Raw genomic sequence first — 24,516 nt, 5'->3', positions numbered from 1 at the left:
TACGCGAAGTCGATTTGTGATGTTGATTGAAATTTTGACGTTTTGATGCTCTGAGCACATCGAAAATCCGCCGTTCCCTGCAAAAAAATGCAGAATAGGCGGAATATATTCGGTCAATCGAACGTCGAACAGGGCAGCTATGTAATGCCTATTAATTTAAAAAAAACCGAGCGATATGCTGGCTCTGAGTTGAAAAATATCTGCAACGTCTTTTGTCGAAAAATATCCTTCTTGTGACTCTTCAGATTTTTTCACTGGCAAGTCAAAATGAAACTCAAAAAACTCCGGCTGCACTTGGCTTTGCACATCCCAAAGGTGGCTAACCCCTCCCATATAGACAAGGAAATCAGGAAGCATATCGCATAGAGAATATTCACTTGGAAAGCTCATTGAGTATTGGACATAGGAGCGAGTTAACAATGTTCTGACGCTTGGCCGCACCGGTTCACCACGATTTCCAAGACGGGTTGGGTTTACACCTATGAGCGATGCAACATCTTGCGCAGTACGATCAAAACCTCGGAGCGTAAGCGAAACCGACTTTTCCCTATTCATAATATTTCCTTCTCAGAGCCTCTCTTACCGTCCCAGAGCCATTTTTGCCCTGTTGTCTTGTCGTTGTATATATTAACCTTACTGTCACCTCGACCGTTTTTGGCGTCATGCGCATCAATATACCCAGCGTCTTGAGCAGTTTTGTCACCTTTATTCTCAGGAATCTTGTCTAAGTTGTTTTCGTTTGGCTGAGCAGGCAGATCAGTAGGAGTTGATCCCTTATCTCCGCTATCTGCTCCCTCAGCTGAACTATTATCCTGTGCATACCAGTTTTTAAATTTCTTGTACGTCTTACTGCACATATCGCCCGCAGCTTTAGCCGTTGCTGCGGATGCGGCCGCTAAAGCCATTCCGCAAGCTGGCGTTCGCGCACATGCTGCGGCCGCAGCCAGAAAAAAAGGGGTCAGGTCTCACATTACGACAATTCTACAACAAGCAAATGTGCGAGTATAAGACCTGTCGTCGTCCAGTCCCGTTAAAGTCTCTAAAGAAGGCGCGAATCAACACAAGTCTACTGTTCGTGTTTTGCCTCAAATGCCCGCACTGCCCTGCTGACAGTGACGTAGTGAACAGAAAAAAAGGCTGCAATTTCGGCCATGGAATAAGCGCCAGACCGATATGCCTGAGCCATGGCCTCCTTGCGATCAGCAAAGTTTTCCTGATAGGTATGTAACGGCAAAGAAATCGCACGTCGATGTGCGATAGACACGTCCCGGAGGTCTTCTGGGCGTAATTGATGCTGGTATTTTTCGACAAACTCGTCATCCCCCAGCAGCAGTTGGTGTCGGGTTGCCAGCAAGGGCGAAGCCAAGCCCACGCCATCCCGTACAAATCTGGCATAGGCTAACCTGGCTTGTTTGCGTTTGACACCAAACTGTCCCAATAACCAGTCGGTATCCAGCCACGGCGGAGCGTGCTGGTCACGTACACAGAAATGATAGCTGCTCCAGTACCATTGCTCTGGCAAACTCACCATCCCGGCACGTACTGGATTAAGAACGATGTAGCGCGCCAACTCCAACAGGTGCGCTTCTTTTTGTATCAGAATCGCTTTGTACCTGCCCTGGAACAAATGCCCGACTTGTTTGTGACGACGATTAAAACGCTGGGTATACAAGCCATTGAGCTGGTGCATACCACGCGACAAATTGCCATCAATGGTTTCGACCAGCAGATGATAATGATTGCTCATCTCGCAGTAGGCATGTACCACCCAGTTGAAGCGGTCACATACCTCGGCCAACACCGTCAACCACTCCTGCCGGTCGTCATCATCCAAATAGATATCCTCACGCCTGTCTCCACGAGAAGTGACGTGATATAAAGCACCTGCAAACTCTAATCGTAGTGGTCTTACCATGCTATACCCTCATATCGATTAATAAATCAACATCAAATGGGGGCTATAACCATGACCCCATCTCCGATAAAGAGAATGCCAACGTCCTCGATATCCACAGGAAATATTTCCTGTGAGCACATCAATAATTCGATATTTTTTTACCAATATACCCTATAATTATTGGCATCTTTGCACTTCTTCAGAAGCAGTATGCTCTACGCGCATGGCTGCGTCACCACCGGATTGGAAGGAAGGTTTCACTTCATGACGACTATGACTGCCATCAATACTGGTCTTCCTGACCCTGCCCCCAGAAAATTCCCTGTTACTGCGCTGGCAACCGGATTTGTGATACTGGTCTGCGCTTCTTTAATTCTGGTCCAGGGCTGGGTAACCTGGCGGGCACGCGAGGTGCAACTGGCGGAAACCGAGAGGGCTACCTCGAATCTGGCTCGTTCCATAGGGCAGCATGCTTACGATACGATCAAAGGGGCCGATACCGTGCTGGTGGGGCTGGTGGAAAGGCTGGAAGTGGATGGTGTCACGGAATCCAATCTTGAGCGCATGCATTCTTTACTGATTAAACGGGTTCAGGAATTGCCGCAACTGCATGGCCTGTTTGTATACGATCAGGATGGCCGCTGGGTAACCAATTCCCAGGCGACTCTTAACAAGAATGCCAATAATTCTGACCGTGAATATTTCATCTACCATCGCGAGCACACAGATCGGGGTGTACACATTGGTCCGCCCATCAAAAGCAAGTCCACAGGTGAATGGATAATCACCGTGAGCAGGCGCTTTAACAATAGTGATGGCGGCTTTGCAGGCGTTGTTCTGGCAACCATCAATATGGGCTATTTCAAAAAGTTTTACGAGCAGTTTGATATAGGCGAAACCGGGGCGATTTTTGTTGCGCTGACGGATGGCACCATCCTGCTAAGGCGTCCTTTTGAAGAAAAATCCCTGGGCAGGAATATTTCGCAATTCCCCCTGTTTCGTGACTATCTGCCCAATGCCAAAGTGGGTACACAAACCTTTACATCCGGCCAGGACGGTATTGTCAGAATCAATAGTTACCGGCAACTGGAGCTCTATCCACTGGTAGTGTCTGCCGCCTTGTCCAGAGATGAAGTACTGGAAGAATGGAAGTCAAATTCCATCGTGCATGCCATAGGTGTCGGTTGCCTGGTGTTGGGCCTGGCTTTGATCGGGTCACGGCTGATCAGACAAATCAATCTTCGTGTACAGGCCGAAGCTGAACTGTCCAAGGCGCGCCACTCACTGGAAAACTTGAACCGGACGTTGGAAAAACTGGCGATGCAGGATGGCCTGACAGGTCTTGCAAATCGACGTCAGTTTGATATTGCATTAAAAGATGAGTTCAGCCGGGCAATGCGCAATGCCAGTTCGCTGGCGTTGATCATGATAGACGTTGATTGCTTCAAGCAGTACAACGACATCTATGGTCATGCCGCCGGTGATGAATGTCTGCGTGAAATCAGTAAGGTGGTTGCCGCTGGCAAGCACCGCCCCGGCGACCTTAGCGCACGTTATGGCGGAGAAGAACTGGCAATCCTGCTACCCGGCACCGATATTTCAGGCGCCATGAAAGTAGCGGAAAACATACGTCAGGCCATTTATCAGCTTGAACTCAAACATTCTGGCAACTCGGCCGGCGTGGTCACCGTCAGTGCAGGCATAGACGCTTTTGTACCTGTCAGAGAAAACAATCAGGCTGTTGAATTGATTGAAGCCGCTGACAAGGCGCTCTACCATGCCAAATCACAGGGGCGAAATCGCGTGCATGCGGGAAATGGCGAGCATAAACCAGCATGAATTGCGAATAATTTGGCGAAATAATTTGGCGAAATAATTTGATGAAAACTGAAGGCAATCCTGCAATAACAGTGGCAATTTCTCTTCATTCCCTTAACTTTAAAAATATCCATCAGCAGCCTGACATAAACTGTCCTCGTTGATCATCGCACGTCACCTGCTACAAGGTTCTTCCAACTAAAGAGTCTTCAGCAATTTTTCCGCACCGCACAACAACACATGAACAGCACACTGATCACGATTTTATCGTGCACAAATATCAGCGTTTTCTTACCCCTTAAAACCACCGTGCTGGTGTATCAAAATGTTAAAATCAGCATCTTAGTTGCAATTTCTCAACACGAGAAAGTATTTGGCGTAAACACCCAAAATTTAGCCTATATTAAGTGACCTTTCTCTTTTGAATTTTTTATGCATTCGTTTAGCAGCACAATAGCAAGCCCTGAAATTTTGTATGGTGAGCAAAGACCTGATTTTTTGCGTGATGAAGTGCTGGCAGATCTGCTTGAAGCGACGGCGGCAGCATTTCCAGACAAGACTGCACTTATTGCAGGTGAGCAAAGTCTCAGTTATCACCAGTTAAACGAACATGCTGATCGTGTCGCTTCTGTTTTAATTGCTGCGGGTGTGCGCCCGGGACATATAGTCGGGCTGTGGCTGACGCGGGGCATTAATCTGCTGGTCATGCAGGCCGCTATTGCCAAATCGGGCGCGGCCTGGCTGCCTTTTGATGCGGATACGCCAATTGATCGCATTGCAGTCTGCCTGCAAGATGCGAATGCCTTTGGCATCGTCAGTTGCCAGGCATTTGCTGATGCACTGAATACCCTTTCCCTTACTACCTGGCTGGCGGAAGACCTGCTGACATCGACCGATGCCAGCCTGTTGAAACGTGGCCCGGTTAAAGGCACAGATCCAGCCTACGTCATTTACACGTCTGGCTCCACGGGCAAGCCCAAGGGCATACTGGTTAATCAGGGCAGTATCTGCCACTTCCTGCGCAGTGAAAATCATGTGCTGGGCATACGCAATGATGATCGTGTGTATCAGGGGTTTTCATTGGCATTTGATATGTCCTTTGAAGAAATCTGGATCAGTTATCTGGTGGGGGCGACCTTATGGCTGGCACCCAAAGAAATTACGGCTGACCCCGATGCCTTGCCGCTGGCACTGAATGCAAATCATATTACGGTCTTGCATGCTGTCCCTACCCTGCTTGCCCTGTTCACACATGAAGTTGATAGCCTGCGTCTGATCAATCTGGGTGGCGAGATGTGTCCCGAGGTATTGGTCAAGCGCTGGTCACGGCCAGGGCGGCAGATGTTCAATACCTATGGCCCGACAGAAGCCAGTGTTTCGGCCAGTCTGGCAAGGCTACAGGCAGACCAGGCGGTGAATATCGGCAAGCCTTTGCCGAATTATTCTTTGCTGGTAATTGCTACTGATGTGGAAAATGACCTGCGTCTGTTGCCTGCGGGTGAAACTGGCGAGCTTTGCATTTCTGGCCCCGGTGTGGCGATAGGCTATCTGGGGCGTCCCGATCTGACAGCGGAGAAATTTCTGCCCAACCCCTGGGCCAGTCACCCACATGAAGAAAGGCTGTACCGCACCGGCGATCTGGCCTGTTTTAATGCGGATGGCACGGTCCAATGCCTTGGGCGGGCGGATGATCAGGTAAAAATCCGTGGCTTCCGGGTTGAGCTGGGCGAGATTGAATCTGTGCTTGCCAGGCAGGCTGGTGTGGGCGCCGTGGCCGTGGTGCTGCGCAAAGAAGATGAGATAGACCAGATCGTTGCCTTTATCGTCAACGATCAGTTAGCGGCTGATGCCGGTGCAGAAGCGTTTGCGCGACACGCAGCCGAGTTGCGTGCCACCTTGGCTAAAGCCTTGCCCGTGTACATGGTGCCGGCCCGGTTTGAATATCTGCCTGAAATGCCCAGACTGACCTCGGGCAAGATTGACCGCAATACCCTGAAAAAACTTGCGCTGGTGAAGTTGGCTGCCAATCATGATTCTGACGTCGCCGAAACCGCAGCGGAAGAAGTCCTGTTCCCTGCCCTGGCAAGTCTGTTCCCTGGTCAGGCGATTCGTCGCGCATCTGACTTTTTTACTGACCTGGGTGGCCACTCCTTGATGGCGGCCAAGCTGGTCTCCATGCTGCGCAAGCATCCACAATTTGCGTATTTCAGAATCAGCGATGTGTACCAGCATCGCACCATCAGCAATTTGCTGGCTGCGCTAGAAAGTGCCAGCCAGGCCCAGGCTATTGCGGCAACTGCGGCGGCAACATCTGGTACCAGCAAGGTCTGGACCCACGCCCCCGACTGGAAGCGCTGGCTGTGTGGTCTGGGCCAGGCTGTCGCTATTCCCTGGCTGGTGGCAATGCGCATGGTGCAATGGCTGGCGCCATTTTTTGCCTATCATTACTTTACTGGTGACCCTGAGGATTCCATCGCCAGGGCGGTAGCCTTGTCGGTGGGTGCCTTCCTGTTGCTGACGCTGGCCGAATTTGCAGTTGCCATTGCCGGCAAATGGCTGATTGCCGGTCGGCTTAAAGCCGGGCGGTATCCGCTGTGGGGCTGGACCTATTATCGCTGGTGGCTGGCAGACCGGCTCATGGAAGCAGCGCCGGCTTACATGCTGAGCGGCTCATCGCTGTATGCATGGTGGTTGCGTGCGCTCGGTGCCAAAATTGGTAAGGATGTGGTGATAGGCTCCATCACCTTGCGTGCGCCCGATTTGTTGCAGATAGGTGATCACTGCAACATCGGTAATGCCAGCAATTTTGAAAATGCCCGTGTCCAGCATGGCGAGCTTTTGCTGGGACGCATTGCCATGGCTGATGAAGCCTATGTCGGTTCTTATGCCGTACTGGAAGGCGATGTCAAAATTGAAGCGGGTGGCCATCTTGAAGCGCAATCGGCCCTGAGCAGTGGCCAGATTATCCCGGCTTTGCGCATCTGGAAAGGTTCGCCAGCACGCGATGTGGGAGCATTTGATCCGCAGATGTATCCGCCCAGGCCGCAAGTTTCTGCCTTGCGCCTGGTGGGCGAGACGATCTTTTTTGTATTTGGGTCCTTATTGATCAGTGCATTGTTCTTCATGCCGGTCTTCCCCAGCTTTGTGACGATAGACTGGTTTGATAATTCTGAATTATTCCCTGGCTTGCAAAGCAATTCTGTGATTTTCCAGTTGGTGAAGTATTTCTTGCTGGCCTTCCCGGCAACGGCTGTGCTGATCGTCTGCACTGCCCTGCTGTCGGCCGGTATACGCTGGAGTATCTTGCCTACCTTGAAAGAAGGTAAATACCCTGTACACGGTAATACCTATTGCGGCAAATGGCTGGTCAACCAGATACAGGAATCCAGCCTGAATGTCTTGCACGGTGTGTATGCCACGGTCTATGCGCCGTTCTGGTATCGCCTGCTGGGTGCCAAGGTGGGTCGTGGTGCCGAAATTTCAACAGCACTGGGTGTGGTACCCGATATGTTGACGCTGGGGGATGACACCTTTATTGCCGATGCGGTATTGCTGGGGGATGAGCAAATCGACGGTGGCTGGATGAGCATGCACCCTACCGTCATTTCACGTCGCAGCTTTGTCGGTAATGGTGCGTATATACCGGATGGCACCATACTGCCGGAAAATGTACTCATCGGTGTGCATACCAGCGCACCATCGAATCAGCAAATGCGTGAAGGTGACACCTGGCTGGGTTCGCCGGCAATTCATTTACCGGCACGTGAGGAAACCAGGGGCTTCCCGGAAAACCTGACTTTCCGACCATCCATTATCCGTCGTCTGGGCCGTGGTCTGATTGAGGCGTTTCGTATCATTGCGCCACATGCCATGGTGATTGCCGTCGGCTATACCATCGTTCTGGATTTGATGCCTTTGGCTGGTGATGACCGCTGGAGTGAAGTCCTGTATTACCTGGTGATTGCCGGTCTGCTGTATGGTGTCGGCAGTTTTGCCTTTGTACTGGCGCTGAAATGGTTGCTTATTTTCCGCTACAAGAAGAGCAGCGTACCCATGTGGACACCGTTTGTCTGGATATCGGAAGGCATTACCAATCTGTATGAAGGGATAGCGGTACCAAATTTCATGCGTTATCTGCGTGGCACCCCCTGGCTGCCGCTGGTATTCAATTTGCTGGGCTGTAAAATCGGGCGTGGTGTGTATATGGATACCACCGACATTACCGAATTTGATTGCGTCAGCATTGGTGCCTATAGCGAAATCAATGCACTCGCCTGTCCGCAAACCCATTTGTTTGAAGACCGTGTTATGAAAATTGATCATGTCAGCATTGGTGAACGTGTATATATGGGGCCACGCAGTGCCGTTCTGTACAGCGCAGTGGTGGCAGACAATGCCAGCCTGGGTGCACTCACACTGGTGATGAAAGGTGAGTTCATACCGGCAGGTTCCAGCTGGCATGGTTGTCCTGCGGCGATGACGGGGGCATGAGCATGCTTTTGTGATCAGCATGCTTTTATGATCAATTGGCCCCATTCTGGCAGCAGAATTGCAAAGCCCGGCTTATCTCTCAATTGACGATAAACCGGGCTTTGTAGTATCTGTTTTCAGCTACGCGTTCAAGTGTGCAGGGCAGATTGGCTTGACGGTTCAATGATTTCAATCTCATCAGCTTTGATGCATGATGATTGGAAAGTGTCATTTTGAGTAATGCATGAATGCATGCATGCATTAACTGCATTGCAAAGCCCGTCTGTCTATGCATGAGGGAATCATTCATCGTTTGTATGCTTTGACAGCTAGCCCGCTTTGACAGCTAGCCCGCTTTGACAGCTAGCCCGCTTTGACAGTCAGCCCGCTTTGACAGTCAGCCCGCTTTGACAGTCAGCCGGGATAGTCAGATCAAGGCTGACATAGAAATGACATCCATTCTCGGTACAATAGTATTAGAACTGAATGATTGTCAAAATACGAATTACCAGTTTGCTTTTGACAGTATCACCAGCCATTTGCGAAGCAACAGAATTTCCAGATGGCCTGCCTGCACGCCGGTACTGCAATCCATTACGGGGTTAACGTAGTAAGAACGCTGGCGGAAATCCCGGCAGACGAATATCTCGCGACGACCCAGACGCATCAGAAAAGAAGTCGGGGCGAATTGCAGGCTGAAACGTGTGTCAAAAGACTGTTCAAGGTTTGCCATAATAGTTAATCTCCATGTCGGTTACGAATGATAGAAGGACAGTAATCAGGTCATTACGCAGCATTGTTCGTCCATGAACGTACTTTAACACAAAGCACTGTATATGCAATCAGTATTTATTCTGATGTCGTTTTCTGAGCTCATCTACAGGCAGGCAAAAACATGAAAAATGACGCTACCCACTATGACGCAATCTGACCCGGCTGCTCTCAAACAGGCTACGCCACCGACTGCGGTCAGCTTTGGACAGGCGCTGCTTTTCTGGCTGAAGCTGGGCTTCATCAGCTTTGGCGGTCCTGCCGGGCAAATTGCCATCATGCATCAGGAACTGGTGGAAAACCGCCACTGGATTTCAGAACGGCGCTTTCTGCATGCCCTTAATTACTGCATGGTCCTGCCCGGACCTGAGGCACAACAGCTTGCTACCTATATAGGCTGGCTGATGCATAAAACACGTGGTGGCATTGCTGCCGGTGCGCTGTTTGTATTACCTTCCCTGTTGATACTGATTGCTCTGTCATGGATCTATATCGTCTATGGCGACCTGAATCTGGTGGCCGGTTTGTTCTATGGCATCAAACCGGCTGTCACGGCGATTGTGGTACAGGCGGCACACCGCATCGGTTCACGCGCACTTAAAAACGGCTATTTATGGGGCATTGCGGCCGCTGCGTTCATGGCAATTTTTGCTCTGGATATTCCTTTCCCTGTCATCGTCGTGCTGGCGGCAATCACTGGCTATACAGGTGGCAGGCTGGTACCGGAAAAATTCAAGACTGGCGGAGGCCATGGCAATGCCAACACTTCCTATGGCCCGGCGCTAATTGACGACGACACACCGACACCGGCTCATGCCCGGTTTGCCTGGGGCCGTTTGTTATGGGTACTGATCACGGGCCTGGTATTGTGGGCCATCCCTATGGGTTTACTGACGGCATACTATGGATGGAATCATACACTGACGCAAATGGGCTGGTTTTTTACCAAGGCAGCCCTGATGACGTTTGGCGGTGCCTATGCGGTATTGCCTTATGTCTACCAGGGGGCCGTCAGCGGCTATGGCTGGTTGACACCAACGCAGATGATAGATGGCCTGGCACTGGGTGAAACCACTCCCGGGCCATTGATCATGGTGGTGGCCTTTGTGGGATTTGTTGGTGGTTATGTGAAGGCCGTGTTCGGGCCAGATGCGCTCTTTCTGGCCGGCGCAGTCGCTGCCGCGCTGGTGACCTGGTTCACCTTCCTGCCTTCGTTTCTGTTTATCCTGGCTGGCGGGCCGCTGGTGGAGTCCACCCATGGCGATATCAATTTCACCGCCCCGTTGACGGCAATTACGGCGGCCGTAGTGGGCGTGATTTTGAATCTGGCCTTGTTTTTTGCTTATCACGTCATCTGGCCACAGGGATTTTCTGGCCAGCTGGACTGGATGTCTGCCCTGATCGCCATCGCTGCCGCCATTGCCCTGTTAGGTTTCAAACGCAATGTGATCCATGTCATCGCTGCATGTGCTGTCCTGGGCCTGGCCATCAAGACATTGGTTTAATGACATGCCTCAGAAAGTTGCAATAACAAAACTGCAATATGGGCAATGCGGCTAATAAGGAATGAATAAGCAGCGAGTTTGTGTTTGAAGTTTTGGGTAGAATTACATATACTGTATATTTATACAGTATAATCTATCATGCCCAGTATTTCCCCACTTGTTGCCGAAGGTATACATCCCGCATTGTGGCGTGCCTCACAACTGGCGCGTGGTCATGGCGCTTATCTGGATACCGGTTTTCCTGAATTGCGTCTTGAATTGCCCGGTGGTGGCTGGCCCTTGGGGCAATTGACAGAAATTCTGTTACCCACCGCCGGCATTGCCGAACTGAGCTTATTAAAACCAGCCCTGAATCAATTGCAGGGGCGCCCCATCGTCTTGCTGACACCGCCCTATACACCGCAGGCACTGGCATTGTCCTGCGCCCATTTAGAAACCTCGCAGTTAATCTGGATCACGTGCAGCAAGCAGTCAAATGCACTCTGGGCAGCTGAACAGGTGTTACGCAATGGCAGTTGCGGTGCCCTGCTGTTCTGGCAATCACAGATACGCAGTGAAGCACTGCGTCGCCTGCATCTGGCAGCCCAAAGTTCGGATACCTTTTTTTGCCTGATGCGCAACCTGCAAATGGCACCACTGCCATCACCGGCTCCGTTGCGGCTGAGTCTGCGGCCTGTCGCCGGCGGGCTGGAACTGGCAATGATCAAGCGTCGTGGCGGCCTGCGTGATCGTCCGCTGACACTGCGTATAGCAGCCCATCATTATTTGTATTCACATGTCCATACCAACAAAGAAAATAGTACGGCAGACAGGCATGCTGGTGCAACGTCCACCACTCTGGCTCGCCGTACACCTGCCCATGCTCCAGCTTGAAGTGTTTGTGAAACACTGGCCCGGCGTCGAAGAAAGCATACCCAGTGCCGTGCTTCAGCAGGGCCGGGTCAGTGCAGTCTCGCAATCAGCGCGCCAGGCTGGCGTGTATCCGGGCATGCGCACGGGTGGTGCGCAAATGCTGCTGCCTGATATTCGCTGCTTTCAACGCGACACCCAGCAAGAGCAACTGGATTTGCTGGCCAGTGCTACTGCTTTGCTACAGTATTCGCCCCAGGTGGCGCTGGCAGAAGACGACACCATTCTCATCGATATCAGTGCCAGCCTGAGCTTGTTTGGCGGCATCCGCGCCTTGCGCAAGCGTATTCAGGCCACCATGCAGGTACTGGGACTGACGGCAAACACGGGGATTGCCCCCGTAGCCAGGGCGGCATGGCTTTTTGCCAGGCTAGCGGCACAGAAAAAACGTGTGGGCAAGCATGTGCTGGGCGCTAAAAAGCTCGCCCGGCATCTGGACCGCCTGCCTGTTGGCCTGCTGACAGCAGCACAAGATTCGCTGGAATTATTACAGGGCATTGCCTGCCATAGCCTGCAAGATTTGCGACAACTGCCACGACCTGGCCTGCAAAGACGCTGTGGCAAAGCCATCCTGCATGAACTCGATGCTGCTTATGGCGAACAAACCGAACTGCATCAATGGCATCTCGCCCCACCCGAATTCAAGGCCAGGGTGGAATTGCCTGACCGTATCGAGCAGGCCGATGCCCTGCTGATGTATGCCCGCAGTCTGCTGACCCAGTTGCTGGGCTGGCTGACGGTGCAGCACCTGGCAGTCAGTCATATCCATCTGGAGTTATTGCATGAACGGGGACGCCAGGCCATTCCCCCTACCCTGTTTGATCTGAAGCTGGGGCAAGCCTGCTGGCAGGAAGCGCATTTGCTCAGCCTGTTCAAGGAAAGGCTGACGCAGTTAAAACTGCACAGCGCCGTCATCGCCATCGTGCTGGAGGTCAAACAGACTAGCCCACGTGAACTGCAAAGTGAAACCCTGTTTCCCGAACCAGGGGGCAAGGCAGAAGACCATCAGCGATTACTGGAATTACTGGTTGCCCGCCTGGGTGAAAACGCTGTATTGAAAGCCCAGCCGCAAGCTGACCACAGACCAGATGTGGCCAATGCCTGGGTATCAGTCATAAAATCGGTCACAAAACCAGTCATGAAAGGGACGATAAAAAAAACCACTGCATCCAATGAGGGCCCGATTGCCGGTATGCATGCAGCAGTCAATTTACGACCAGACTGGTTGCTGCCCAAAGCTTTGCCACTGGAAATCCGCAATCACCGCCCTTATTACGAATCAGAACTGTCACTGATTTCACCAGCCGAGCGCATAGAAGCTGGCTGGTGGCATGAACAGATACAGGCACGCGATTATTTTGTCGCCATAGATGCCAAAGCCGTGCGTTACTGGATTTATCGTGAACGCGCGATGGACCCGGACAGTGACCATGCCGTCTGGTTTTTGCATGGTGTATTTGGGTAAAGATCATGATAAGCAGCAGCCTACTCCCTGCCTATGCCGAATTATTCTGCATTACCAATTTCAGCTTTTTGCGGGGCGCATCGCATGGTGAAGAACTGGTAGCCCGTGCCATCAGTCTGGATTATCAGGCACTGGCGATTACCGATGAATGCTCACTGGCTGGCGTGGCCCGCGCACATACTGAAGCAAAGAAAAGTGGCTTTCCCCTGATCATAGGCAGCCACTTTATACTCAGCGATGAACTGAACGAAGAACAAACGAATCAAGCGCAGGCAACAAAGACCGGGCTGCATCTGATCGCCCTGGCACAAAACCGTGAAGGTTATGGCAATTTATGCGAATTGATCACGCTGGCACGTGGACGCAGCAGCAAAGGTCATTACCTGCTGACCAGGAAGGATTTCTCTGCACCACCCGAAGCCTTGCGCCATCTGGCATCGCTGCCGGATTGTCTGCTGATACTGGTACCGGCCTATCCGGCTGAACCTGTCAGCCTGGCAAACCAGGCCAACTGGCTGGCACACACCTTTCCCGGACGTGCCTGGATAGGCTTGAATCTGCTAACGCAAATGGCCGACGCCTATCAGCAGGAACAAGTGTATCTGGCCGCCGATCAATTAAAACTGCCTGTAGTAGCAATTGGCCAGGTCTGCATGCATGTGCGTTCACGCAAGCCCTTGCAAGACACCATGACGGCCATACGCATAGGTAAGCCAGTAGCTGAATGTGGTTACGCCCTGGCACTGAATGCAGAGCAGCATTTGCGGTCACGCTTGCGGCTGGCGAATATCTACCCGCGACAGGCGCTGGCCGAAACCATCCACATTGCCAATGCCTGTAATTTCTCGTTGAGTGAATTACGTTATGAATACCCGGATGAGCTGATTCCCAAAGGGCACACACCCGCCACCTATCTGCGCGAGGCAGTGTACAAAGGGGCACAACTGCGTTATCCGCAAGGCTTGCCATCAGGGCTGGCAGACCAGATAGAAACCGAATTACACCTGATCAATGACCTGGCCTATGAGGCTTACTTCCTGACCGTGTATGACATCGTGAATTTTGCCAGAAACAGAAAAATCCTGTGTCAGGGACGTGGCTCTGCCGCCAATTCCGTGGTTTGTTATTGCCTGCACATTACCGAAGTCAATCCAGAAACACATACCCTGCTGTTTGGTCGTTTTATTTCCAAAGAAAGAAATGAACCGCCCGACATCGATGTTGATTTCGAGCACCAGCGCCGCGAAGAAGTCATGCAATACATCTATGAAAAATACGGCAGAAATCGCGCTGCACTGGCCGCCGCAGTACATACCTACCGTCCTCGTGGTGTCTTGCGTGAAGTAGGAAAAGCGCTGGGAGTTGATCTGGAAATTGTCGATGCCGTGGCCAAGTCACATCGCTGGTTTGACAGCAAGCAGGAATTATTGAATCGCTTTGCCGAATGCGGACTGGATGTCCAGTCCGTGCTGGCACAACAATGGGCAACACTGGCGACGCAGTTATTGGGTTTTCCGCGCCACCTGTCACAGCACAGCGGTGGCTTTGTGATTACCCGTGGCAAACTGTCGCGCCTGGTTCCGATAGAAAATGCCGCCATGGAAAACCGCAGCGTCATCCAGTGGGATAAGGATGACCTGGAATCATTAGGTTTGATGAAGGTGGATGTGCTGGCGCTGGGCATGCTGTCAGCCCTGAAGCGGGCACTGGACATGATGGCCAGCTTCCCAGGCAAGCCAGCCAGCATGCAAGACATTCCCAGGGAAGACTCCGTCACCTACGACATGATCTGTAAGGCCGATACCATAGGCGTATTTCAGATTGAATCGCGGGCGCAGATGAGCATGCTGCCACGCCTGCGGCCGCGCCAATTTTATGACCTGGTGGTGCAGGTGGCGATAGTGCGGCCCGGGCCGATTCAGGGTGGCATGGTCCATCCTTATCTGCGCCGTCGCCAGGGCAAGGAAACCATAGAAGAACACAAAGACCCAGCCATGCGCGCTGCCCTGAGCAGAACCCTGGGAGTACCGATTTTTCAGGAACAGGTCATGCAGATTGCCATGCTGGCCGCCGATTTTACTGCTGGCGAAGCCGATGGCCTGCGACGCGCCATGGCAGCCTGGAAACGCAAAGGCGGTCTGGAAGGTTATCACGACAGAATCGTCGACACCATGGTCAAAAACAAGTACGACAAAGCTTTTGCCGAAGCCATTTTTGAACAGATGAAGGGTTTTGGCGAATATGGCTTTCCTGAAAGCCATTCATCCAGCTTTGCCATACTGGCTTATATCAGCAGCTGGATCAAATGCCATGAACCAGCGATCTTCCTGTGCTCGCTACTGAACTCGCAACCCATGGGATTTTATTCGCCGTCACAATTGATACAGGATGCACGCCGCCATGATGTCAAAGTCAAAGCGGCTGATGTCATGTACAGCAACTGGGATTCTTCACTGGAAGAAATGGTAAACAATCGCTACACCAGTACCCTGCAACCTGCCGTCCGCCTGGGGTTTTCCCTATTGCAGGGCATGTCTGAAAGCACGGCCCTGCGCATACAGCAAGCCCGTCAGGAACAGACTTTTACCGACGTACAGGATCTTGCCAGACGCGCCGGACTGAACCGTCATGACCTGCATGTACTGGCAGCTGGCAATGCCCTGATTTCCCTGAGCGGCCATCGCCGCCAGGCCTTGTGGGAAGCCGTCGGAGCCCTGCCAGACCGGGATTTGCTACGCCCAACCAGCATACAGGAACAGATACCTGTACTGAAAGCACCGACAGAAGCACAGGAAATTCGCAGTGACTACCATGCCATGGGTCTGAGCCTGCAACGCCATCCTGTTGCCCTGTTGCGCCCGCAATTACTGGAAAAGCGTTTCCTGCCGGCAGACATGCTCAATACTTTCCAGCAGGGACAATTTGCCCGTGGCTGCGGGCTGGTGACAGTCAGGCAGCGGCCCGGTACGGCCAAGGGTGTACTGTTCATCACCATAGAAGATGAAACCGGGCCGGTGAATGTGATCATCTGGCCTTCACTGGTGGAAAAGCAAAGACGCGAAGTCTTGAACGCCCAGTTGCTGGGCGTCTATGGTATCTGGCAATGTGAAGCTGAAGTCCGCCACCTGGTCGCCAAACGTCTGGTCGACATGTCCCATTTACTGGGACAGTTGGCGGCAGGCAGCAGGGATTTCTGTTAAACCACGCAGAGAATGCGCTTATTCATCATTCGTTTCCGGCAAAGTCAGACGGCCGGTATGGTAATCATACTCATAGACTTCGCCATAACGCCCCCATTCAATAGCCACTTCCAGGACCCGTTTTGCCTCATCGGTTTTGAGGAACTCTTCCAGCAAATCAATCAAGGGCTGTTCGGACAGACTGCCGCTTGTTTCACTTTCCAGATTGCGTCGTATATGAGCAGCCAGCGGTACATGGGTCAACAACTGCTGACCAAATAATTCCTGCTTCTGCGCCTGATCGACTTCCGCATATTTCTTGCCCAAAGGCGTCAGCATGATATCGCCCTTTTCCAGAATGGCAAAACCCAGCAGACTCAAGGCTTCATAGGTAGGGAATAATTCTTCATCAGACAGTTCAGCCTCTTCACCCAGTTGCGGCAAGTCGGCACGGCCGTTGAATGGTGCCTCGGCCAGCAAGTCCAGAACACCTTCAATACGACTGACATCGGTTTCCGGCAGACGGTAGCCCAGATGCCGCGCATGGGATGCTTCGGCAGTGGCTTCGTGGGTGGCGCGCATGGTCATCAAGCCATACACTTCATCGATCAGCGCCCTGACTTCGATCGAATCCACATCGCGCGGCCTTGGCAAATCTATCTTGATTTCACAACGTACCGTACCGGGATCACTGGACAGAATGATGATGCGGTCCGCCATCATCACCGCTTCTTCAATATTGTGCGACACGATGAGTATGCCCTTGGTGGAAATACGGTCTTCTTCCCACAAATCCAGCATGTCATTGCGCAAGGTTTCACCGGTCAGCACATCAAGTGCAGAAAATGCTTCATCCATCAGCAATACATCGGGATTGGTCACCAGTGCCCGGGCGATACCAACACGCTGTTTCATGCCACCTGACAATTCACGCGGCAAGGCGCCGCCAAAGCCCGCAAGGCCTATCAATTCCAGCACGGCATCGGCCCTGGCTTCACGCTCTGCAGCCGGGACACCCTGTGCCTCCAGCCCCAGTTCCACGTTTTGCTGCACCGTCAGCCAGGGAAACAGGGCAAATGACTGAAACACCATCGCAATGCCTGCAACCGGTCCGAAAATGGATTTATCGCGATAGGCTACCTTGCCAGTATCCGCAGAAATCAGGCCTGCCATAATCCGCAGCAAAGTCGATTTGCCAGAGCCGGATTTACCCAGCAGCGCAACGATCTCGCCCTCTTTAAGTTGAAAATCAACCTTATCGAGGATCAGGCGGGATTTACCGTCAGCGGCTTTGAATGATTTGGCGACCTGGTTCAGGTCCAGTAATAAGTTTTGATTCATCTTGAATTCCTCAGCACCAGGCTTAACGTAGATGATCTTCTGCCAGCAAATACAGTTTGCGCCAGAAAAAACGATTCAATAACATGACAAATACGCACATCACCCCTATGCCCAGCGCGATGCGGTGAAAATCACCGGTTTCCGTCATTTGCTTGATATAACTGCCCAGACCATCGGCAACCAGCGTGGTTTTACCCCAGGTCACATATTCGGCCACGATACTGGCGTTCCATGAGCCACCACTGGCAGTAATCGCCCCGGTGATATAGCTGGGGAAAATGGCGGGCAAATAGACCCGCTTCCATTTCAGCCAGCCTTTCAGCCCCAGGTTGTCAGCCGCCAGACGCAACTCATTCGGTATGGTTGCAGCCCCTGCCACCACATTGAACAAAATGTACCACTGGGTACCAAACACCATCAGTGGGCTAAGCCAGATATTCGGCGTCAGGTGAAAGGTCACCATGGCAAACACCACCAGTGGGAACATCAGATTGACTGGAAAAGCTGCCAGAAACTGCGCCATGGCCTGCACTTTTTGCGAATACTGAGGACGCAGACCTATCCATACCGCGATCGGCACCCAGACCAGCGATGCCAGCGCAATCAGCAACATGACACGTACCAGGGTAATCATGCCCAGGCCCATGACGTGCAATACCTCCGCCCAGCCGACATTGCTATGGATGAAAGTCAGCAAGCTATACATCGCCAGCACAGAAACGAGTATCAGACAGACATCCCATACTCTGGACCAGGCTGGATGCAGTGTTTTCTTGCGTACCTGCTCTGACGTACCGTCATGCCTGACGCTGAACCATGCCAGACCGCGACCAAGAAAAGCCTGGAATTTTGCCGCCCATTCGCGAAACCAGAAACTGTTGCGCATCCAGTCCAGCAACCAGGATTGCTGCGCCGTATCGCCCTGCGACTCTTCAAAGCGGAACTTGTCTGCCCATGCCAGCAGGGGGCGGAAAAACAATTGGTCATACAGCAGGATGCCAATCAGCATGGATGCAATGGCCCAGGCGATGGCAGTGCCATCTCTGGCTTCAATCGCTACTGCGATATAAGAGCCTATACCAGGCAGTTTGATATCCTGACCGGCCACCGAAATCGCTTCTGCCGCCACCAGAAAAAACCAGCCGCCAGACATTGACATCATCATGTTCCACAACAGGCCAGGCATGGCAAACGGCAGTTCCAGACGCCAGAAGCGCTGCCAGCCGGACAGTCTGAAGATCATGGCAGCTTCCTGCAATTCGGCAGGCACATTGCGTATCGACTGATACAGGCTGAATGCCATATTCCAGGCTTGCGAAGTAAAAATCGCAAAAATCGCTGCGCATTCCACACCCAGCAAATTACCCGGAAACAGAGCAATAAAAGGGGCAATCGCAATCGCCTGAAAACCAAGAATAGGTACCGACTGCAAAATATCCAGCGCCGGTATCATCACTTTTTCAGCGGCTGCATATTTTGCTGCAATTGCTGCAAATACCAGACTGAACAATAAGGAAAAAGCCAGAGCAGTGAACATGCGCAGGATGGTGCGCAATAAATAGTAAGGCAGATAAGCCGGGTCCAGAGAAATCTGCAAGGCTTCGCCAACAGCAAAGGGACGGCTCATTTGCATGGCCGCAAAAGCAAAAATACCCAGAACAGCCAGAACCAGCGGCAACAGGGCCCAGTCCCAGCGATTGGGGCCTTTGTTTTCGCTGACGGTTTCACGGTGCTGATAACGGAACAATTCAAACATGAACGCTCCTGCCACCAGTTACGATAAAAAAGCAGAACATACCACTCCTCCTGTCGCATGCATGTCAGGCATGAACAAAGATAAGTTACGTGACAACGACAGCCGCCAAATGCACCTACTGGGTCCGCAAGAAACCAGTGACATTGCAGGGGTCACACGTACATTAAAAAATTGGGTAAGTAGAAGGAACAGCCCAAGGGCTGAGAGAGACCACTACCCGCCATAATGGCAAGGTAGCAAGAGAGAATCTGTGCTTACATTGCCAAGTTGAATGAAGATCGACAACTATAACTGTCCACAGATCGTGCTCCGAAAATGAGATGCGCGAACTTTAACATAGAGTCCATTTGGCAGGCAAGATATTGCAGTGCAAAAAAAATCTTATTTTTTAGCCGCCTGCATTCTTTCCTTCAGAAAGGCGGCGATTTCTCTTTGCTCTACTTCATTGGCAAAATCGAGCGCAGTAAGACCGAGATCGTTTTTCAATAAAGGATCTGCGCCTTCATCCAGCAGCAAGGCAACCGCATCCATTTTACCGGTGCGTGCAGCCATCATTAAAGGTGTGGTTTTATTCGCGGATTCGGTATCGATGTAGGCAGAATGTTCAAGCAGCAAGGCAATGATTTCCTTGCTGCCGTTTGCTGCTGCATAGTGCAAGGCAGTCCATCCTGGCTGGTTGATTTCTGCACCACGTTCTATCAGGGCTTTGACTGCTGGCACATTGCCCAGATAACAGGCCAGCATCAGCGCCGTATCCCCATTCATCGCCCGTGCTTCCAACTTGATATCCTGATGCGCAAGCAGCACCGGGAAGACCTTCATGGACTTTTCGCGCAAGCTAATCATCAGAACACTTTCACCACGCATGGATTCGACAGAATTGACATCCATTCCCTTTTGCAAAAGCGCTCTGACGTTACCGACCTGGTCAAAGCGTACCGCAAACAGGAAATCATCATAGGCATCCGCTCTTGCCGGTGCCGACATCATGAATGACATGCTCAGCAAGCTCAATACAGTAACCAACTGACGCGGGAGACGGGCAAGTAAGCGATGGATCAGCAGATGAGCAGTCATAGGAAAATCAATGCGCGAACTGAAACAGTTGAAAGAAATTTTCTGTAGTAGCTTTTTGTACATCAAGGACTGACACACCCTTCAAATCCGCCAGGAATTCGCCAACATGGCGTACAAAGCCTGGCTCATTCATTTTACCGCGATGTGGCGCCGGTGCCAGGTAGGGCGAATCAGTCTCTATCAGTATACGCTCCAGCGGCAAGGCTTTGGCTACGGCCTGCAAGTCTTTGGCGCTCTTGAAGGTCAGTATGCCAGAAAAGGAAATATAAAACCCCAGATCAACCGCCGCCAATGCCACATCCAGCGATTCGGTAAAGCAATGCATGACACCGGCAACACCGCCCTGCGCTACGCCTGCGCCCTCCTCCTTGAGGATGCGTATGGTGTCTTCAGCGGCAGCCCTGGTGTGGATGATCAAAGGCTTGCGGCAGATACGTGAAGCACGGATATGCTGCCTGAAACGTTCACGCTGCCATTCCAAATCGCCCTTCAAGCGGAAGTAATCCAGGCCGGTTTCACCGATGGCGATAATTTTGTTGTGATCGGCCAGCTTGACCAGTTGTTCTGCGGTCGGCTCTTCGGTTTCTTCGTAATCAGGATGCACACCTACGGACGCATAGATATGCGGATATTGTTCCGCCAATGCCAGCACCTGCGGAAAATCAGGCAAATCGACCGACACACAGAGCGCGTGGGTGACGCCGTTTTCCTGCATCTTGCCGAGGATTTCCGGCATGCGCACGGCCAGTTCAGGGAAATTGATATGACAATGGGAATCAACGTACATGCTAGTCCAGCTTTATCAGAGAATAGACCCGATTAAACCGGGCCAAAGACGATTTTAGCTCAAGAAGCTGAAATCAATTGTAATACGGCTTGCGCCGAGACGTTGGCGGTGTCGCGCAACAGGGAATGATGCATGTCGACAAAACGCTGCTTCAGACGTTCCTGCAAGGCGCTATCGCTCAATTGCTGCCACAGTGCATCGGCCATCGCTTCTGGTCTGGCCGCAGATTGCAGAAACTCAGGTACCAGAAATTCACGCGCCAGGATATTCGGCAAGCCTATCCAGGGCTGATAACCCATATGCCGCAATATCTGCCACGAAGCTTCCATCATCTTGTAGGCAATCACCATCGGCTTCTTGAACAAAGCCACTTCCAGTGAGGCTGTTCCAGACGCTACCAGCACGGCATCTGCCGCTGCAATGGCCGTATGCGAACGGCCATCAATCAGCAGCACCGGTACATTATCAAGCCTGGCGTCAACCACCAGCTTGATGTAATAGCTGCGCTGTTTTTCGCCGACCATGGGCACTACGATCTGTAAATGCGGGTCGCGTTCACACAGGATTTTGGCTGTGCGGATAAAAGCTTCGGTATTGTATTTGATCTCGGACATGCGGCTGCCCGGCAAGATGGTGACAACCCGTGCATTCTTATCCAGGCCCAGTTCATCCCTGGCGGCTGCCATGTCGATTTCCATGGGAATGACCTGCGCCAGCGGATGGCCGACATAGGTCACCGGTATGCCGGCATTGCGGTATATCTCTTCTTCAAACGGAAATACCACCAGCATGTGGGATACGGCTTCGGCAATCTTTTTGATGCGTCCACCACGCCATGCCCAGATCGATGGGCTGATGTAATGCATGGTAGGAATACCGGCCTGTTTTAACTGAACTTCCAGATCCAGATTAAAGTCAGGCGCATCCACACCGATGAATACATCGGGTTTTTCATCAAGTAATCTTTGCCTGAGCTGATTGCGTATCCCGCTAATTTCCCGATAATGGACCAGCACTTCAAACAGGCCACGCACAGACAATTTATCCATGGGCCAATCATTGACGAAGCCATATTCAGCCATGCAAGGGCCACCAATGCCATGCATCAATGCATCTGGCAAGCGTGGACGCAAGCCGGACAGCATGCGCGCAGCCAGCATATCGCCGGAGGTTTCTCCGGCCACCATGGAAATGATGGGACGATTGGAAGGCGAGGACACGCGTTATCCTAACGGGCTATGCCGCGTGTCGATGCATCCAGGAAATCGCGCATCGCCTGAACCTGCGAAGCGGCATCTGCCTCAAGACTGGCTACTTGCTGGTCCAGGGCTGCCTTTGACTCTTCGAGAGTCAGGCCCGACTTATAAATCAGCTTGTAAGACTGGCGTATGGCATTCAACTGATCACGGCTAAACCCGCGACGCTTCAAGCCTTCAAGATTTGCGCCATGCGCCTGTGCCGGATTACCAGACACCAGCACGAATGGCGGCACGTCCTGGGTCAGGCTGGTATTCATACCAACAAAAGCATGGGCACCAATCTTGCAGAATTGGTGAACGGCAGAAAAACCGCTCATAATCACCCAGTCACCCACTTCAACATGCCCTGCCAATGCGGCATTATTGGAAAACACGGTATGGTTACCGACCGTGCAATCATGGGCAATGTGCACATAAGCCAGAAACCAGTTATCACTGCCAATACGTGTCACACCCCGGTCTTGCACCGTGCCGCAGTTGAAAGTACAAAATTCGCGAATCAGGTTACGGTCACCGATTTCAAGATAGGTCACCTCACCACCGTATTTTTTGTCCTGGGGCGGGCCGCCTATGGAAGAAAACGCGTGGAAGTGATTATCACGCCCTATCCTGGTATGTCCCTGTATCACTACATGAGAACCAATTTTCGTGCCTGCATCGATGGAGACATCCGGGCCGATGACGCAATAAGCACCTACCTCAACGGTACTATCCAGTTGGGCATTGGGATCAATCAGCGCTGTTGGATGAATGAGCATTCTTTCTCTCCCGTGCTAGGCTTCGTCTTTCGTGCGCATGGTGCACATCAATTCGCCTTCTACAGCCAATTGACCATCTACCGTGGCCCTGGCCTTGTACTTCCAGATACCACGTGCGACCTTGATGATCTCTACTTCCATCTTCAACTGATCGCCTGGCTCTACCGGGCGCTTGAAGCGTGCACCATCAATACCAAGGAAATACACGATGGTATTTTCATCCGGCTTTTGCCCCATCGTCAAAAATGACAGCAAGGCTGCAGTCTGCGCCATAGCTTCTATCATCAGGACGCCAGGCATAACAGGTTTGTTCGGGAAATGGCCGTTAAAAAACTCTTCATTTGCCGTGACATTTTTGATGGCGGTGATGGTCTTGCCATTTTCCCAGCTCAGTACGCGATCCACCAATAACATGGGATAACGGTGTGGCAGGTATTCTTTGATTTGATTGATGTCCAGGCTATTCATGATCTTTTTCAGTCAGTGTTTTCATTGTTTTTTCCAGGTAGCGCATTTTTTCACGCATACCCGATAAATTGCGCACGATGGCTGCAGTTTTTTCCCAGTCGGCATTCTTGGCCAAAGGATAAAAGCCGGTATATTGCCCGGCTTCAAGTATCGAACGCGATACCATGCTGGCAGAAGAAATATGTACATTGTCGACGATGGTCAGATGTCCCAGCACCATGGCGGCACCACCAAACGTACAGTATTTGCCTATCTTTGCACTACCCGCCACACCAACACACCCTGCCATGGCAGTATGCGCGCCTATATGGCAGTTGTGGCCTATCTGTATCTGGTTATCAAGCTTGACACCTTCTTCGATAATGGTATCAGCCAGGGCACCACGGTCTATGCTGGTATTGGCACCAACTTCCACGTCATTGCCAATCAGCACCCTGCCCGTTTGCGGAATCTTGATCCATTGCCCTTTTTCATTGGCAAAGCCAAAACCGTCGGCACCGATCACCGCACCCGAATGAATAATGCAACGCTCGCCAATCACGCAATAATCATAAATGCTGGCATTGGCATGGATAAGGCTATGATCGCCTATGCTGACACCACGCCCGATGACAGCCCCAGCCTTGATCACTACATGCTCACCAATGACTGCTTCAGCATCGATACTGACATTGGGGCCTATGCTGGCAGTCGCCGCCACGATGGCTTGCGGGCTGACCCAGGCAGCGGGGTGTATGCCGGTGATAGCCGGTATCGCGTTCAAAGCCGCGAAATACTGGGCTGCACGGGCAAAATACACATAAGGATTGGGGACAATCAGGCACGCGCCCTGATATTCCGACCCCAACTGATCGAAATCGGCCTGCGTCACGATCAGTGCCGCAGCCTTGGTAGCTGCAGCCTGATGACGTAGTTTGGGATTGGACAGGAAGGTGATGTGCTGCTCACCTGCCTCGCTCAGAGGCGCAATCGCAGCAACAGATATATCCGGCGAACCGATCAATTGACCACCGAAGCGATCGACCAATTCACCCAGCCGAATGCTCGTGGTCATAG

Annotated in this window: 18 protein-coding genes; 6 read left to right on the top strand and 12 right to left on the bottom strand. The window is 52.0% G+C overall.

Annotated features, from left to right (window positions below; genetic code table 11):
• Positions 1–156: 156 nt before the first annotated feature.
• The 3 genes from ACO0LK_RS22495 to ACO0LK_RS22485 all read right to left on the bottom strand — a co-directional run bounded on the left by ACO0LK_RS22495 (position 157) and on the right by ACO0LK_RS22485 (position 1,915).
• Positions 157–555, bottom strand: a complete 399-nt coding sequence (locus ACO0LK_RS22495; RefSeq protein ID WP_422979039.1) for a hypothetical protein — start codon at positions 553–555, stop codon at positions 157–159.
• Complete coding sequence (locus tag ACO0LK_RS22490) at positions 552–905, bottom strand: hypothetical protein (RefSeq protein WP_422979037.1); 354 nt, start codon at positions 903–905, stop codon at positions 552–554. Before ACO0LK_RS22490 ends, ACO0LK_RS22495 begins: the two co-directional genes overlap by 4 nt.
• A gap of 161 nt (positions 906–1,066) precedes the next feature.
• Positions 1,067–1,915 (bottom strand): transposase, encoded by an 849-nt coding sequence (locus ACO0LK_RS22485; protein WP_422979035.1) that lies wholly within the window; start codon positions 1,913–1,915, stop codon positions 1,067–1,069.
• Between the two features lie 246 nt (positions 1,916–2,161).
• Between ACO0LK_RS22485 and ACO0LK_RS22480 the strand changes: the two genes are divergently transcribed.
• Both ACO0LK_RS22480 and ACO0LK_RS22475 read left to right on the top strand, forming a co-directional pair.
• A complete protein-coding gene (locus ACO0LK_RS22480) occupies positions 2,162–3,736 on the top strand; it encodes a sensor domain-containing diguanylate cyclase (RefSeq protein ID WP_422979033.1) in 1,575 nt (524 codons plus the stop codon).
• A gap of 411 nt (positions 3,737–4,147) precedes the next feature.
• On the top strand, positions 4,148–8,206 hold the full coding sequence (locus ACO0LK_RS22475; protein WP_422979031.1) for a Pls/PosA family non-ribosomal peptide synthetase: 4,059 nt from the start codon (positions 4,148–4,150) through the stop codon (positions 8,204–8,206).
• 484 nt (positions 8,207–8,690) lie between these two features.
• On the opposite strand, the gene ACO0LK_RS22470 is transcribed toward ACO0LK_RS22475, so the two are convergent.
• Positions 8,691–8,918 carry a hypothetical protein gene (locus tag ACO0LK_RS22470; protein WP_186945261.1) on the bottom strand — a complete coding sequence of 76 codons (228 nt, stop codon included), beginning with the start codon at positions 8,916–8,918 and terminating at the stop codon, positions 8,691–8,693.
• A gap of 169 nt (positions 8,919–9,087) precedes the next feature.
• On the opposite strand from ACO0LK_RS22470, the gene chrA reads away from it, so the two are divergent.
• The 4 genes from chrA to ACO0LK_RS22450 all read left to right on the top strand — a co-directional run bounded on the left by chrA (position 9,088) and on the right by ACO0LK_RS22450 (position 16,035).
• Positions 9,088–10,461: a chromate efflux transporter gene (chrA, locus tag ACO0LK_RS22465; RefSeq protein WP_422979029.1), complete on the top strand. Its 1,374-nt coding sequence runs from the start codon at positions 9,088–9,090 to the stop codon at positions 10,459–10,461.
• A 138-nt stretch (positions 10,462–10,599) separates the two neighbouring features.
• Positions 10,600–11,334 (top strand): translesion DNA synthesis-associated protein ImuA, encoded by a 735-nt coding sequence (gene imuA / locus ACO0LK_RS22460; protein WP_422979026.1) that lies wholly within the window; start codon positions 10,600–10,602, stop codon positions 11,332–11,334.
• Positions 11,237–12,835 (top strand): Y-family DNA polymerase, encoded by a 1,599-nt coding sequence (locus tag ACO0LK_RS22455; protein ID WP_422979025.1) that lies wholly within the window; start codon positions 11,237–11,239, stop codon positions 12,833–12,835. Before imuA ends, ACO0LK_RS22455 begins: the two co-directional genes overlap by 98 nt.
• Positions 12,836–12,840: 5 nt before the next feature.
• The gene (locus ACO0LK_RS22450) at positions 12,841–16,035 is read left to right on the top strand and encodes an error-prone DNA polymerase (protein WP_422979023.1); all 3,195 of its coding nucleotides are present in this window, start codon (positions 12,841–12,843) and stop codon (positions 16,033–16,035) included.
• 18 nt (positions 16,036–16,053) lie between these two features.
• Here ACO0LK_RS22450 and ACO0LK_RS22445 read toward each other — a convergent pair whose 3' ends face one another.
• The 8 genes from ACO0LK_RS22445 to lpxD all read right to left on the bottom strand — a co-directional run bounded on the left by ACO0LK_RS22445 (position 16,054) and on the right by lpxD (position 24,514).
• Positions 16,054–17,355 carry an AAA-associated domain-containing protein gene (locus ACO0LK_RS22445; RefSeq protein ID WP_422979021.1) on the bottom strand — a complete coding sequence of 434 codons (1,302 nt, stop codon included), beginning with the start codon at positions 17,353–17,355 and terminating at the stop codon, positions 16,054–16,056.
• 22 nt (positions 17,356–17,377) lie between these two features.
• Positions 17,378–19,111, bottom strand: a complete 1,734-nt coding sequence (locus tag ACO0LK_RS22440; protein WP_422979019.1) for an ABC transporter permease — start codon at positions 19,109–19,111, stop codon at positions 17,378–17,380.
• Between the two features lie 381 nt (positions 19,112–19,492).
• Positions 19,493–20,188, bottom strand: coding sequence for an ankyrin repeat domain-containing protein (locus tag ACO0LK_RS22435; protein WP_422979017.1), 696 nt, complete (start codon positions 20,186–20,188; stop codon positions 19,493–19,495).
• A gap of 7 nt (positions 20,189–20,195) precedes the next feature.
• Positions 20,196–20,975 carry a TatD family hydrolase gene (locus ACO0LK_RS22430; protein WP_422979015.1) on the bottom strand — a complete coding sequence of 260 codons (780 nt, stop codon included), beginning with the start codon at positions 20,973–20,975 and terminating at the stop codon, positions 20,196–20,198.
• Positions 20,976–21,034: 59 nt separating this feature from the next.
• Positions 21,035–22,162, bottom strand: a complete 1,128-nt coding sequence (gene lpxB / locus ACO0LK_RS22425) for a lipid-A-disaccharide synthase (protein WP_422979147.1) — start codon at positions 22,160–22,162, stop codon at positions 21,035–21,037.
• A gap of 41 nt (positions 22,163–22,203) precedes the next feature.
• On the bottom strand, positions 22,204–22,992 hold the full coding sequence (lpxA, locus tag ACO0LK_RS22420) for an acyl-ACP--UDP-N-acetylglucosamine O-acyltransferase (protein WP_422979013.1): 789 nt from the start codon (positions 22,990–22,992) through the stop codon (positions 22,204–22,206).
• Between the two features lie 15 nt (positions 22,993–23,007).
• The gene (fabZ, locus tag ACO0LK_RS22415; RefSeq protein WP_186945269.1) at positions 23,008–23,460 is read right to left on the bottom strand and encodes a 3-hydroxyacyl-ACP dehydratase FabZ; all 453 of its coding nucleotides are present in this window, start codon (positions 23,458–23,460) and stop codon (positions 23,008–23,010) included.
• Entirely contained in the window at positions 23,453–24,514 is a 1,062-nt protein-coding gene (gene lpxD / locus ACO0LK_RS22410; RefSeq protein WP_422979011.1) for a UDP-3-O-(3-hydroxymyristoyl)glucosamine N-acyltransferase, read from the bottom strand. The genes fabZ and lpxD overlap by 8 nt, the downstream gene beginning before the upstream one ends.
• Between the last annotated feature and the right edge of the window lie 2 nt (positions 24,515–24,516).

Source organism: Undibacterium sp. Ji49W (genome assembly GCF_049340205.1).
GTDB lineage: Bacteria > Pseudomonadota > Gammaproteobacteria > Burkholderiales > Burkholderiaceae_D > Undibacterium.
Note: the sequence above shows the minus strand (reverse complement) of the source record. Positions and strands in the feature narration are given on the sequence as shown.

What these genes read in the sequence shown, in the direction of transcription:
- ACO0LK_RS22480 (WP_422979033.1), top strand. Translation starts at nt 2,162, where the DNA reads ATGACGACTATGACTGCCATCAATACTGGTCTTCCTGACCCTGCCCCC.
- fabZ (WP_186945269.1), bottom strand. Translation starts at nt 23,460, where the DNA reads ATGAATAGCCTGGACATCAATCAAATCAAAGAATACCTGCCACACCGT.
- ACO0LK_RS22435 (WP_422979017.1), bottom strand. Translation starts at nt 20,188, where the DNA reads ATGACTGCTCATCTGCTGATCCATCGCTTACTTGCCCGTCTCCCGCGT.
- ACO0LK_RS22475 (WP_422979031.1), top strand. Translation starts at nt 4,148, where the DNA reads ATGCATTCGTTTAGCAGCACAATAGCAAGCCCTGAAATTTTGTATGGT.
- ACO0LK_RS22445 (WP_422979021.1), bottom strand. Translation starts at nt 17,355, where the DNA reads ATGAATCAAAACTTATTACTGGACCTGAACCAGGTCGCCAAATCATTC.
- lpxA (WP_422979013.1), bottom strand. Translation starts at nt 22,992, where the DNA reads ATGCTCATTCATCCAACAGCGCTGATTGATCCCAATGCCCAACTGGAT.
- ACO0LK_RS22430 (WP_422979015.1), bottom strand. Translation starts at nt 20,975, where the DNA reads ATGTACGTTGATTCCCATTGTCATATCAATTTCCCTGAACTGGCCGTG.
- ACO0LK_RS22440 (WP_422979019.1), bottom strand. Translation starts at nt 19,111, where the DNA reads ATGTTTGAATTGTTCCGTTATCAGCACCGTGAAACCGTCAGCGAAAAC.
- lpxB (WP_422979147.1), bottom strand. Translation starts at nt 22,162, where the DNA reads ATGGTGGCCGGAGAAACCTCCGGCGATATGCTGGCTGCGCGCATGCTG.
- chrA (WP_422979029.1), top strand. Translation starts at nt 9,088, where the DNA reads ATGACGCTACCCACTATGACGCAATCTGACCCGGCTGCTCTCAAACAG.
- lpxD (WP_422979011.1), bottom strand. Translation starts at nt 24,514, where the DNA reads ATGACCACGAGCATTCGGCTGGGTGAATTGGTCGATCGCTTCGGTGGT.
- ACO0LK_RS22455 (WP_422979025.1), top strand. Translation starts at nt 11,237, where the DNA reads ATGTCCATACCAACAAAGAAAATAGTACGGCAGACAGGCATGCTGGTG.
- ACO0LK_RS22470 (WP_186945261.1), bottom strand. Translation starts at nt 8,918, where the DNA reads ATGGCAAACCTTGAACAGTCTTTTGACACACGTTTCAGCCTGCAATTC.
- ACO0LK_RS22485 (WP_422979035.1), bottom strand. Translation starts at nt 1,915, where the DNA reads ATGGTAAGACCACTACGATTAGAGTTTGCAGGTGCTTTATATCACGTC.
- ACO0LK_RS22495 (WP_422979039.1), bottom strand. Translation starts at nt 555, where the DNA reads ATGAATAGGGAAAAGTCGGTTTCGCTTACGCTCCGAGGTTTTGATCGT.
- ACO0LK_RS22450 (WP_422979023.1), top strand. Translation starts at nt 12,841, where the DNA reads ATGATAAGCAGCAGCCTACTCCCTGCCTATGCCGAATTATTCTGCATT.
- ACO0LK_RS22490 (WP_422979037.1), bottom strand. Translation starts at nt 905, where the DNA reads ATGGCTTTAGCGGCCGCATCCGCAGCAACGGCTAAAGCTGCGGGCGAT.
- imuA (WP_422979026.1), top strand. Translation starts at nt 10,600, where the DNA reads ATGCCCAGTATTTCCCCACTTGTTGCCGAAGGTATACATCCCGCATTG.